We start from the raw sequence: 12,405 nt of genomic DNA on the forward strand, positions 1-12,405 counted from the left end.
TGTGCCTGGTATTTCTTGCCGCGATGGCAGTGGGCGATCTGGCTGGGCCAGGCCGCTGGGTTTCTTGCCGGTGCCCATTTTTCCAGAGACGGGCCGCCGCCGGATGTCGTTGGCGATCTTGACCTACATGCGGGTGTTGTGTGTGCGCATCATGGGGATGCGGCGTCGCTGCTGGCCTTGGCCTTCGCTGCGAACTCCGCGCGCAGCGCCTTGAGCTTTTCGCGTGGGTCCTCGCGCACGGTGGTGCGGTCCAGCCCCATCTCGGCGATGAAGCGGCTGGGGCGGGCCTGCACCATCTCGCGGCCCTTCTTGCGCCGCTTGGTCCAGCTCACGGCCAGGGTGCGCTGCGCGCGGGTAATGCCCACGTACATCAGGCGGCGCTCTTCCTGCAGGCGCTGCTGCGTGTCCTCGGCCACGACCTTCTGGCGGCCCTCGTCGTCGTCGAGCTTGAAAGGCAGCATGCCCTCGGTCACGCCGACCAGGATCACGTGCGGCCACTCCAGCCCCTTGGAGGCATGCAGGGTCGAAAGCACGACCATGTCCTGCTCCTTTTCGCGCTCCGAAATGGTGGACAGCAGGGCAATGGTCTGCGAGACCTCGAGCAGGCTCTTGGTCTCTGCGGCCACGGGCGTGCCCGAGGTGTCGTCGATCTGGCCGCCCGCGCGCTGGGCCATCCAGTCGCAGAACTCGAGCACGTTGGTCCAGCGCGCGGCGGCCACGGTCTCGCTGTCCTCGCCGTCGTACAGGTGCTGCTCGTAGCCGATCTCCTTGAGCCACTCGCCCAGGAAGGCGCGCGAGGCTTCGGCGCCGTGCGTGTGGCGGGCGCGGTACTCCAGGTCGTTGATGTAGCGGCCGAACTCATGCAGGCTTTCGAGCGCCCGCTTGGGTACCGCTGCCGGCAGCATGTTGTTGAACAGCGCCGCGAACATGCTCTGCTTGTGCTGGGTGGCAAAGGCCCCCAGCGAGCCCAGCGTGGTGTGGCCAATGCCGCGCTTGGGGCTGGTGATGCAGCGCAGGAAGGCCGGGTCGTCGTCGTTGTTGATCCACAGCCGGAACCAGGCACACAGGTCCTTGATCTCCGCGCGGTCGAAGAAGCTCGTTCCGCCCGACACCTTGTACGGGATGTTCACGCGGCGCAGCGCCTTCTCGAAGGGCTTCGCCTGATGGTTGGCACGGTACAGGATGGCGAATTGCTTCCAGTCCGGCTGCGGGTTGGCGGCGGCGCGCAGGCTCAGGATGCGCGCCACGGCGCGCTCGGCCTCATGCTCCTCGCTGTCCGCGTCGATCACGCGCACCGGCTCGCCCTCGCCCAGTTCGCTGAACAGCGTCTTGGGAAACAGCTTGGGGTTGGGGCCGATCACGTTGTTGGCCGCGCGCAGGATGGCGCTGGTGGAGCGGTAGTTCTGCTCGAGCTTGATCACCTGCAGGCTCGGGAAGTCGATGGGCAGCTTGCGCAGGTTGTCCAGCGTGGCGCCGCGCCAGCCGTAGATGGACTGGTCGTCGTCGCCCACCGCCGTGAAGCGGGCACGCTCGCCCACCAGCAGCTTGAGCAACTCGTACTGCGTGGCGTTGGTGTCCTGGTATTCGTCGACCAGCACATGGCCGAGCAAGGCCCGCCACTTGGCGCGCACCTCGGGGAAGTCGCGCAGCAGGCGCAGCGGCATGCCGATCAGGTCGTCGAAGTCCACGCTCTGGTAGGCCGCCAGGCGCTCCTCGTAGCGGGTCATGAGCACGGCGATACTGCGCTCGTTGTCGTCCGCAGCCTCGGCCAGCGCCTGCTCGGAGGTCAGGCCCTTGTTCTTCCAGGCGCTGATGGTCCACTGCCACTGGCGCGCCGTGGCCATGTCGACCGTGCCGCCCGCGGCGTCCTTGAGGATGCCGGTCACATCGTCCGAGTCGAGGATGCTGAACTGGGGCTTGAGGCCGAGCACCGACCCGTCCTCGCGCACCATGCGCACGCCCAGCGCGTGGAAGGTGCAGATCAGCACATCCTTGGCACGCCGCCCGATGAGGCTTTTGGCGCGCTCGCGCATTTCGGAGGCGGCCTTGTTCGTGAAGGTGATGGCCGCAATGCGCTTGGGATCGAGCCCGCGCTCGATCATGTGCGCGATCTTCTGCGTGATCACCCGCGTCTTGCCCGAACCGGCACCGGCCAGCACGAGGCAGGGCCCGTCGGTGTAGTGGACAGCCTGGAGCTGGGCGAGGTTGAGACCGAAAGACATGGGGGAGGCAGCGACCGGGGAGGGGTGACGCGCATGCGCCGAAGGCGCGCGGCGTGGTTTGCAGCAGGGGAGTGGCAGATCATACCTTGGGCACCTCTCGGGCCCTGATGTGAACAATTGGCAACAGAAAGGTCAACTACTGTCACAAAACCTGACTGATACGGTTTTGTACTGGTTGCGAATGGAGTGCTCACTTAAACTGACCAGTTGCACCCTGCACTGCGGAGTATTTTGCGTGAAGACCAATCTGAAGGGGGATCTGGCGACCGGCCTGCTGGCCCCTGCATTGCGCACCCGGTTTTCCGAGTTGTTCGGGGTCGCGGCCCGCAAATCCGTCTTTGCCTGGCGCGAATCGCCGCTGGAGCAAGCCCAGGTGGCGGTGCTCGACGTGTCGTCGAACCTGGTGCGCCTGCAGCCTTTACCGCCCTGCGTGATCTGGATCGGGCGCGAGCAGGCCGCCGCGCGCTTTGCCGACGCCTGGGTGGGACGCCTGCCGCAGGACTACACCGTGGCCGACCTGATCGACATCCTGGACCGCGCAGCCGTCTTCCTGCTGGACTGGAAGGCACGCCGGCCCGCTGCGCCAGCCGTGGTCGCCGTGGCGGCGCAACCTGCGGCCATTCCTCCGGTGGTCCCTGTATCGACACCGTCGCGTGCATTTGCCCACAGCACCATCCAGCCCACACCCCCTGCGGCCGCTGGCACAGCCGCCATGGCCGCAGCCCAGGGCAGCCGCTACCGGCTGGGGGCCTGGGTGTTCCTGGGGCCGCCTTTCGACAGCTCCGGCTGCATCAGCGCACTGGCCTTGCTCGCGCGCCAGCCCGTGACCGCGCAGCAATTGCACGTCCACAGCGGCCTGGCCCCGGCGCAACTGGCCGAGCTGCTCAAGGAGCTGGCGCGCCGCAAGGTGCTGCAGGTGATCGCGCCCGCGCAGCCGGTGGCGCCCTCGTCAACTGCTGCCGAATCCCGCCGCCCGGCACCAGTGAACAAAGGCCTGGTGCGCCGCCTCTCCCACTGGATCAGTGGTGCCAGCCGGCCATGACCTCCCCTGCAATGACCTATTCCAGCATTTCCCCCATGCCGCGCATCGCCTTCATGGGGCCCATGGGCGTGGGCAAGACCACGGCCATCCGCGCGCTGTGCGGCGATGACATGGTGGCATCCGACGTGCCCAACCTGGACCGCCAGTCCCACGCCAAGGAATTCACCACCGTGGGCGCCGAGTTCGGTCAGATCGACCTGGGTGATGGCGAGTTCGTGCAGGTCTGCGGCTGCCCGGGGCAGGACCGCTTCGACTTCCTGCGGCAATGGGTGGTGTCCGCCTCGGTGGGCGTGTTCGTGATGGTCGACGTGAACGCGGCCGATGCCGTACACGCAGCCGGTGCTTTGCTGGCCGAGGCCGCAGCGGCCGAAACCCCGCCCCTGGCCCTGGTGCTGAGCGCCCGCCCGGCGTCTACCGCGGCCACCCAGGCCTTCGCCGATGGCCTGCAGGCTGCCGGCCATGGCGTGGTGCCCGTGCTCCAGGTCGATGTGCGAAAGCGTGCCGATGTGCTGCAGGCCCTGAGCGTGCTGGTGTCGATGTTGTCCCTTCGCAGTGAATCCCCATGAAAAGCAGTGCCCCCCTGATTTCCGATGCCCTGGCCGAGACGGCCCTGCGGGCCCTCGAAACCCATGCGGCCCCCATCAGCGGCCTGCAGCTGGCCTTGCTGGCCACGCCCGACGGTTTCGAGATCGCCTGCCTGCGCAACCGCAGCGACCTGCAGGCGGGCCGCCTCTCGGCCATGGCCAGCTCGCTCATGGCCATGGCCCGCGCCGTGGGCCGCGAGATCCAGAGCCCGCAGTGCAAGCGCCTGACCTTCGAGGCCGAGGGCAGCACCGTGGTCTTCCAGGCCATCGATGCGCCCGTGCCCTGCATCCTGTGCCTGGTACTGGGCAGCGATGCCTTGCTCGGCCGTGCCCTGTGGGCCGCCGGCGAAGTGATGCAGGACATGTCCCGGGCCTGAGCCCCCGCACGCGATTTCCGGGCGCGGGCGTTCATTGGCAGCCTGCGCCCACTCCTCTTTCCAGCCAGTGTGAACGAACAACAAGGAACCGAAAATGGCGAGCATCAATGAATCCCTGAACCAACTACTGGCCGTGGAGGGCGCGCTGTGCGCTGCCGTCGTGGACAGCGGCAGCGGCATGCTGCTGGGCAGCGCAGGCACCGGGGTGGACATGGAGCTGGCCGCCGCCGGCAACACCGAGGTCGTGCGCGCCAAGAACAAGACCATGAAGGCGCTGGGCCTGGAGGACACCATCGACGACATCCTGATCACCCTGGGCAAGCAGTACCACATCATCCGCCCCATGGCCTCCAAGGAAGGCATCTTCATCTATGTGGTGCTCGACAAGGCCCGCTCCAACCTGGCCCTGGCCCGCCGCAAGGTGCAGGACATCGAGAAGCTGATCGAATTCTGACGGAGCGCACCGGCACGCGCTTTCCTGCGGGAAACCCCGCTGTCCCAGGTCTGTAGGCACTTTGATACTGCATGGACCAACGAGACAAGCCTGAAAGGCCGTGCCATGCCGACCAAGAGCCCTGCGCCATCGCGCTCCATCGCCACCACCACGCGGCAGCGTGCATGGTGGAATGGAGCGTTTCTTCTTCTGGGCGCACTGGTGGCGACCAGCCTGGCCGCGCTGCCCGCCCGCGCGCAGATCGGCAGCACCGCGCCCGTACGCATCGGCGTGGTCGGGCCGTTCACCGGGGCATCGGCCGATTTCGGCGTGCCCATGCTCAACGGCATCCGCATGGCGGTGGATGAGATCAATGCCGGTGGCGGCTACCTGGGCCGGCCGCTGGAACTGGTGGTCAAGGACGACGCCGCCAACCCCGACCAGGGGCGCAAGGTCTCGCAGGACCTGCTGGCCGAGAAGGTCGTCGCCACCATCGGCTTTTGCAACACCGGCGTGGCCATGAAGGCCATTGACCTGTTCCAGGAGGCCAGGTCGCCGCTCATCGTGCCCTGCTCCTCGGGCACGGCCGTCACGGCCAAGTACCCGCCGGCCGAGAGCTACATCTTCCGTGTGCAGGGGCGCGACGCGCTGCAGGCCCCCTTCATGGTGGAAGACATCGTCAAGCGCGGCTGGGACAAGGTGGCCATCTTCGCCGACAAGACTGGCTATGGCGAAGGCGGCTACAACGACGTGGTGGCGGCGCTGGCCGCCAAGAACCTGAAGCCCGTGCACGTGGCGCGCTTCGACCTCGGGGTGAAGGACCTCACCGCCGAGCTGACGGCCGCGCGCAGTGCCGGTGCCAACGTGGTCTTCAGCTACACCGTGGGGCAGGAGAACGCCGTCATCGCCAATGGCAAGAAAACCCTGGGCTGGAAGGTGCCGCAGGTCGGGCCGTGGACCCTGTCGTTCCCGTACTTCCTCGACGGCGCGCGCGATGCGGCCGAAGGCGCACTCATGGTGCAGACCTTCATCGCCGAGCCCAGCAACGAGCGCCGTGCCTCCTTCCTGTCGAGCTACACGCGCAAGTTCCAGCGCAAGCTGGCCGTGCCCATGGCAGCGGCCAATGCCTACGACGCCACCTATTTGCTGATGTACTCCTTCCTCGGCATCCGGGACGGCAACCTCAACGGCCCGGCGCTCAAGGAGTCGCTGGAGGGCAAGATGAAGACCTACTACGGCGTGGTCGCCACCTACGACAAACCCTTCAGCGCCGCCGACAAGGACGCCATCACGCGCAACATGCTGGTGATCGGCGCGGTGAAGAACGGCGCCATCACCTTTGCCTACCCCGAGGATGCCAAGCGCAACCTGATCATCCAGCGCAAGCAATGAGCAACAGGCCGGCGGCTTCGCCGCTGGCGATGCCACCCGCCTGACTCTGCGCTGACGGTGCGGCCCTGCACGGCGCAGGCCGCCCGACAATATCTCCCGTGCTCTCCGTCCTGCTCGTCACCTTCCCCTTCTTCGCCCTCGTGCTGTGCGGCTACCTGGCCGCCCGGCGTGGCGTGCTGCCGCAGCCTGCCATTCCGGGGCTCAACGCCTTCGTGCTGTACTTTGCGCTGCCCTGCATGCTGTACCGCTTCGGCGCCAGCACGCCCATCGCGCAGCTGCTGGACCCGGCCGTGGCCGGTGTCTACGTGCTGTGCGCGCTGGTGATGGTGGCGGCCACGGTGGCGCTCACGCGGCGCGGGCGCATCGGCTGGAACGATGCGGCCTTCGGCGCGCTGGTGGCCGCCTTTCCCAACACCGGCTTCATGGGCGTGCCGCTGCTCGTGGCGCTGCTGGGCGCCCAGGCCGCCGGCCCGGCCATCGTCACCATCGCTGTGGACATGCTGGTCACCAGCTCGCTGTGCATCGCCCTGTCGCGCATGGACGGCGCGGGCACGCACGGCGTGGGCGTGGCGCTGCGCAATGCCTTCAAGGGCATGGCCACGAACCCCATGCCCTGGTCCATCGCGCTCGGTGCGCTGGCCTCGGCCCTGCATTTCAAGCTCCCGGGCCCGGTGGACCGCACCGTGGCCATGCTGGCCGATGCGGCGTCGCCCGTGGCGCTGTTCACCATCGGTGCGGTGCTGGCGCGCTCGCAGATGAACCAGCACGAGCAGGTACCCACGCGCGAATACGTGCCCGTGGCATTGGCCAAGCTGCTGGTGCACCCGGTGTTGGTCTGGGCAGCAGGCACGGCGGCCATGGCCGCCGGCGTGCCGCTCACGCCGTTCGCGCTCACCGTGCTGGTGCTGGTGGCGGCCCTGCCCAGCGCCAGCAATGTCTCGCTGCTGGCCGAGCGCTTTGGCGCCAACAACGGGCGTGTGGCGCGGATCATTCTGGTGTCGACGGCGCTGGCGTTTTTGAGTTTTTCAGGAGCAGTGGCGCTGCTGACCTGAGTCCGCTACAAAGCAAAACAGCCCACCGAGGTGGGCTGTTTTGTTGTCGGGCCGGCGAGATCAGTTGACGAAGGCTTCGCTGTTCTGGATCTGTGGGGCCCTCAAGGCAGCAGGTTTTTGCTGACTTTGAACCGGTGCGTCGCGACCCAGATTGGGCGGAACCGTCGTGTCCTTGTCCTGCAGCATTCCACGCAGCTTGTGCAGGCTTTCCTGGAAGCTGCCTGCAAGCCGATCCGCTTCTTCGCGGTTGTTGATGATGTACGGCGTGATGCTGATCAGCAGCTCGGTCTTGGTCTTCGTCTTGCTGGTGGTTCCAAACAAACCTCCCACAATGGGAATGTCCTTGAGCACCGGCACGCCGACGACGCCGTTTTCAGTCCTGTTCTCGATCAGACCCGCCAGCAGGATGGTCTTGCCGTCTTCAATGGTGGCATCCGTGGTGACCTTGCGCTTGAGAAAGCTGGGGTACTTGGCTCCGCCAGCATCCAACTGATCGCCCAGGCTGCTGACCTCCTGTGAAATGCTGAGGGTCAGCCTTCCAGTCGAGGTAATGCTGGGCTTGACTTCCAGCAAGATGCCAGTCGGACGGTATTGCACCGAGTTGGAGGTGGAGAACGAGTTGGTGAGCAGGCCGCTACTGGGGGTGGACACGGTCTGGGTAATGACGGGAACCTCGCTACCGACTTCAATCTTGGCGACCTTGCCATCGCTGGCAAGGACATGGGGTGCCGACAGGATGTTCACATTGGTGTCCCGGCCCAGTACGTTCAAGAGGCCGATGACCTGGCCGGCACTTCCAAACACGGCGTAGTTGAGGCCCGTGGAAGTGCCTGTCACCCGGGGAGTGGAGCCAACGATAGGTGTTGAGGTGCTTGATCCAACGGCAGATGTGTTCACACCCGTTGGGCCAATGGCACCGTCCAGGCCGAGAAAACCTGGCCAACTTTTACCCCCCGTGGTCAACGCAGACTTGATCCACCACTCCACGCCGTATTGCAGTGCATCGGTCAACGTCACTTCGGCCACCATCACTTGAACCATCACTTGGCGGGGCGAAGAGTCCAGACGCTCCAGCACTTTGCGAACCTGTTGGTAGTCCTGTGGCGAGGCGCGCACGATCAGCGTGTTGGTTTCCGTATCCGCAATCACTTGCACCGATCCGCCCAGACCAGGCGCGGTGCCCGTCGTTCCTTGCGAAGGCGTGTTGCCCCGCTCGATGGTGCGGGCAGCAGAGCTGTTGTTCTGGTTGTTGGTACCCGATGCGGCACCAGCCAGTCCGGTGTTGGTCCCCGTTGCGCCGCCAGAGGAGCCAAATGCCGTTCCCGTTGCCGACGACAACCCCGCTGCCCCCGTGTTCGCATTGTTCTGCGTAGGCGCCGACCCGCCAAAGATCTGCGTCACCAGGCTCGCCAGATTCGCCGCATTGCCATTGGCCACCGGGTACACATGCACGAACGAGCCCAGCCCATTGCGCGGCTCGGCGTCCAGTGTCTTGATCCACTGCTCGGCCGTCTGCAGCAGGGCCGGGTTGGCCGCAGCCACCATCACGGCGTTCATGCGCGCCACGGGCAGGAAGAAGGTCTTGGTGGCGTCGGTGCCGGGCTTGTTGAAGATGCCCGAGGTCTTGAAGATCGCGTCGAGCTCCTTGGCCACGTCGGCCGCCTCGCTGTGCGCCAGCGGGAACAGCTTGATCTGCACCTGGCTCACGTAGTCCGAGTCCAGGGTCTTGACCATCTCGACGATCTTCTCGACGTTGGCGGCCTTGTCCACCACGATCAGGTAGCGGTTGGAGGGGTCGTTGGTGATGGCCGCCTGCGAGCCGACAAAGCCGCGCAGCGTGTTGGCCAGCTGGTTGGCCTGCACGAACTGCACCGGGATGATCTGCATCACCGACGAGGCCGCGCCCACGCCCGGGCCCAGGCCGGCGTCGCGCACGGCGTTGGTGTCGCGCAGCACCTTGTAGAGCTTGCCCTGGCGCACGATGGAGATGTTGCTTGCCGCGAGCGCCGTCTCCAGCGTGCTGTAGATGTCGGCCATGCTGATGGCGCCGGTGCTCTTGAGCGTGACGCGGCCCTGCACGGTGGGGTCGATCACATAGTCGAGCTTGAGCACTTCGCCGAGCACGACCTGGATCACCTCGTAGATGTCGGCATTGTCGAACTTGAGCGTCACGCCCGGGTTGGGCGTGTTGGACAGCACCGCGCCAGGGTTGCCGCCAGCGGGCGTGGTGGCTGCCACAGCGCCGGGTGCGGGCATGGCCAGGGGGGCGGGCATGGTGGGCGCTGCTGCAGTACCGGGTGGGGTGGGCTGTGCCGCTGGTGACGCGGCCGGAGCGGCCACGGCGCCGCCTGCCTGCGGTGCCTGGATCGTGATGCCGGGCATGCTGAAGCCGCCGGGCACGGGGGTGCCGCCGCCGCTGGGCACTGCGGGCATGGGCTGGCCCGTGAAGGGGTTGATCGGTGGCTGCTGGGCCATCACCAGGTGCGTTGCCGTCAGCGTGGGCAGGAGCGCAATGCTCACAGCGGTCAATTTGCGCAGCATGGGAGGAATGGATTTGTTCATTGCAGTCTTCTGAAATTCAGCAGTTCGGCTGGGTTTCGATTTATTTTCGGGCGGCTGCCGCAGGCGCAGCAGGGGCGGCGGCCTCGGGCAGCGGCTTCATGTGCAGGCCCGAGAAGCGCGCCACGACGTGCAGTTGCTGGCCGCCGCGCTGGGTGTCGTCCACCACCTTGATCTCGACCTTGTCCATGACCAGCAGCTTGGGCGACTGCGCCAGGGCGATCTGCAGGCGCGGCAGCTGCTGGGGCACGCCGTTGAAGCGCGCCGTGAGCGACATGCGCGAGACGCTGCCCTTGGGCGCGTCCGAGAACTCCGACAGGTCGATGTTGTCGAAGTACAGCCCCTGCAGCAGCTTGGTCACCTGCTGCTGCATGGCGTTGACGGACTCGGTGATGTCGTTGGCCACGAACAGCTGCTCCTGGATGGGCGTGTAGCTGCCGCCCACCTGCTCGCTGTTGGCCTGGACCTTCTTGTCGAGGTCGAGGGTGTTCTGGTTGCTTTCCAGCAGCGTCTGCAGGTCGCTGGCCTGCTCGCGGTGCTCCAGGTAGCCCGTGAGGCGCTGGTCCACCAGGGCCGCGATCAGCAGCAGCACGACGACGGGAAAGGCAAAGTACTTGATGCCGTGGGCGGCATGCACCCGCTTGAGATCGCGCTTCATCATGGTTGGGATGCCCCCGATGCGGGTGGCTTGGCCGGTGCTGGAACAATGGGTTTGGGTGCTTCCTTGCGCGCCTGCAGGTGGATCTGCGGGGTGCTGGCGGCCAGGTACTCCGGCACGGGGAAATCGGTCCAGGCGCCGAAGCCGGCCAGCGGCCGCTCGTGCAGCCATTTCACGCTGCCTTCGTTGCCCTGGCCTGCCAGTGCGACGACGCCATTGTCGGAGCTGAAGTACTGCAAGGTGGCGGGCGGCGGTGGGAAATACGCAACCAATTGCGAGAACGGGCCCAGCGCGGACGGCGCCTCGCGCGCCGTGTTGACCGCCTGCACCGCGTCGGCCATGCGCAGCGTGCGGGCCTTGAGCAGCTTGGCGGCTTCCACCTTGGGCAGGTCCTTGCGAACGCGGTCGCGGCCCTCCTCGATCTGGCGCACCAGCCGGCCGTCGTGCCAGACCATGAGCGCCAGCCCCGCCAGGCCCACGGCACCCAGCCCGAGGCTGAACACCTTGAGCGCCTGCACCATGTCGTTGTGCGTGTGGCGCACGATGATGCCGCCCTGGTCCGAGCGCCAGAGCTTTTCGAGCAGGTCGCTGTGCGACGCCGCTGGCAGCACGTGGTGCTGGTAGTCGGCCCAGGTCTGCGGCTCGGCCGCGTAGCCCTTGGGCGTGGTCAGCTGCACCGGGCGGCCAGGGGCGGCATCAGCAGGCGCGCCCAGCGCGGCCAGCTCCATCTGCAGGGTCTGCGCCAGGTGTTCGTGGGTGTCGGCCGCGTCGAGCACACGGGTGCGCAGCATGGTGCCGTTGGCCGCGTAGACATGCAGGTACTGGTCGGAGGCATCGGTCTCGACCACGGCGCGCAGCGAGGCGGGCTGCTTGGCGGCGATGCGCTGGAACAGCTGTGCGCGGGCGTACAGCTCCACCAGGGCCAGGCGGCAGGCGCTGCTGATGCGCTCGATCTCGGTCACCCAGTCCTTGTGCATCCACATCAGCGATGCGCCCTCGGCACCGCCGAAGGCGTCCACCTGCGTGCGCGTGTCGCTGGCCGGGAAGGGCAGCGAAGGGGGGGCGCCCGCCCCCTGGGTATTGGGCGGAACGATGCCCAGGATGTCGCCGGCCAGCACCCAGTGCGCGCGCGTGCCTGCCGGAATTTTCCAGCGCGTCACGTTGTCGGCGAGCTGCTGCTGCAACTGCGACGAGAAACCATCACCTTCGGGCAGGGGCACCACGAGCTCATGCGCACGCTTCCAGCCCAGCAGCCCGCGGTAGAAATGCAGGATGCACAGGCTGTGCGGTGAGAGGGAGAGCACCAGCTGGTGCCGCCAGCTGGCTGAGGGGGAGAAATTGCGCATCGGTTGAGGTTTCAATCTGATCGGGATGTTCTTTTCGGGGCAGCCTTCGGGTGTCGGTCACAGGGTTGGCGGTTGTCAGCGGGCGCTCACATCGACCACGGAATCCACCACGCTGAACCTTCCACCCTGCTGGACCAGGGTTGCCACCAGCGCTGCGCCGGTGGGCCGAGGTCCGCCCAGGCGCAACCGCGCCGTGACGGCCGTGGGCGGGCCCGCCATGTCGGCCGCGATCAGCCCCGTGCCGTTGGTCCATTGCTGGGCCAGCGCTGCCGTGATGGGGGTGCCTGAGCGGCGCATGGTGGCCAGCCGCTGCAGGTGGTCGTCCGTGAGATTGCCCAGGGTCCGCAGCAGCACGATGGGGGTGGTGTCCAGCCGCACCTTGCGGTTCCTGGTGCCAACCACCAGCAGGTCCTGCAAACCCACGGGAACCTGGGTGGTGCCACCCCGCACCAGGGGGCGCGGTATCTCGTTCCAATCCAGCAATTCTCGCATGCTTGAAAATCCGGCCGTTCCGCGCGCGTCCATCACCCGGTTCTTGAACTCCATGGTCAGCAGCGCCAGCTCGCGCGCACGCGGCGGGGCCGTGCCCAGCAGGGCGAACAGCCGCTCCCACTCCTGGGCGGTCAGGTCGTTGGCATCGGGCAGGCCGCTGGCGTCCTGCAGCTCGGCCGTGAACGGCTGTCGGCCCAGCGTGGCTTCGTAGCGGGCCGTGGGCGTGGTACCGGCGGCAGCCGCCCCGG

The 12,405-nt window shown here is 66.9% G+C and carries 11 protein-coding genes; 6 read left to right on the forward strand and 5 right to left on the reverse strand.

Going from position 1 to position 12,405, the window contains the following annotated elements:
* Window positions 1-149: 149 nt before the first annotated feature.
* Window positions 150-2,222, reverse strand: coding sequence for an ATP-dependent helicase (locus PMI14_RS03535; protein ID WP_007849716.1), 2,073 nt, complete (start codon window positions 2,220-2,222; stop codon window positions 150-152).
* A 235-nt stretch (window positions 2,223-2,457) separates the two neighbouring features.
* On the opposite strand from PMI14_RS03535, the gene PMI14_RS03540 reads away from it, so the two are divergent.
* The 6 genes from PMI14_RS03540 to PMI14_RS03565 all read left to right on the forward strand — a co-directional run bounded on the left by PMI14_RS03540 (window position 2,458) and on the right by PMI14_RS03565 (window position 7,102).
* On the forward strand, window positions 2,458-3,264 hold the full coding sequence (locus PMI14_RS03540) for a hypothetical protein (RefSeq protein WP_007849719.1): 807 nt from the start codon (window positions 2,458-2,460) through the stop codon (window positions 3,262-3,264).
* Window positions 3,261-3,830 (forward strand): ATP/GTP-binding protein, encoded by a 570-nt coding sequence (locus PMI14_RS03545; protein WP_007849721.1) that lies wholly within the window; start codon window positions 3,261-3,263, stop codon window positions 3,828-3,830. The genes PMI14_RS03540 and PMI14_RS03545 overlap by 4 nt, the downstream gene beginning before the upstream one ends.
* Window positions 3,827-4,225, forward strand: coding sequence for a roadblock/LC7 domain-containing protein (locus tag PMI14_RS03550; RefSeq protein ID WP_007849724.1), 399 nt, complete (start codon window positions 3,827-3,829; stop codon window positions 4,223-4,225). Before PMI14_RS03545 ends, PMI14_RS03550 begins: the two co-directional genes overlap by 4 nt.
* 94 nt (window positions 4,226-4,319) lie before the next feature.
* Window positions 4,320-4,679, forward strand: a complete 360-nt coding sequence (locus PMI14_RS03555; RefSeq protein ID WP_007849725.1) for a hypothetical protein — start codon at window positions 4,320-4,322, stop codon at window positions 4,677-4,679.
* A 105-nt stretch (window positions 4,680-4,784) separates the two neighbouring features.
* Window positions 4,785-6,050, forward strand: coding sequence for an ABC transporter substrate-binding protein (locus PMI14_RS03560; RefSeq protein ID WP_007849727.1), 1,266 nt, complete (start codon window positions 4,785-4,787; stop codon window positions 6,048-6,050).
* A 98-nt stretch (window positions 6,051-6,148) separates the two neighbouring features.
* Window positions 6,149-7,102: an AEC family transporter gene (locus PMI14_RS03565; protein ID WP_007849729.1), complete on the forward strand. Its 954-nt coding sequence runs from the start codon at window positions 6,149-6,151 to the stop codon at window positions 7,100-7,102.
* A 60-nt stretch (window positions 7,103-7,162) separates the two neighbouring features.
* Here the strand turns inward: PMI14_RS03565 and gspD are convergent, their stop codons facing one another.
* From gspD to PMI14_RS03585, 4 genes are all read right to left on the reverse strand, one after another.
* Window positions 7,163-9,664: a type II secretion system secretin GspD gene (gene gspD, locus PMI14_RS03570; RefSeq protein ID WP_007849730.1), complete on the reverse strand. Its 2,502-nt coding sequence runs from the start codon at window positions 9,662-9,664 to the stop codon at window positions 7,163-7,165.
* A 40-nt stretch (window positions 9,665-9,704) separates the two neighbouring features.
* Window positions 9,705-10,322: a hypothetical protein gene (locus PMI14_RS03575; RefSeq protein ID WP_007849733.1), complete on the reverse strand. Its 618-nt coding sequence runs from the start codon at window positions 10,320-10,322 to the stop codon at window positions 9,705-9,707.
* Window positions 10,319-11,665, reverse strand: coding sequence for a hypothetical protein (locus tag PMI14_RS03580; RefSeq protein WP_007849736.1), 1,347 nt, complete (start codon window positions 11,663-11,665; stop codon window positions 10,319-10,321). Before PMI14_RS03580 ends, PMI14_RS03575 begins: the two co-directional genes overlap by 4 nt.
* 75 nt (window positions 11,666-11,740) lie before the next feature.
* Window positions 11,741-12,405 (reverse strand): hypothetical protein (locus PMI14_RS03585; protein ID WP_007849737.1); only part of this gene is annotated, 665 nt, incomplete at its 5' end.

Source organism: Acidovorax sp. CF316, from assembly GCF_000276605.1.
Lineage (GTDB): Bacteria > Pseudomonadota > Gammaproteobacteria > Burkholderiales > Burkholderiaceae_C > Acidovorax.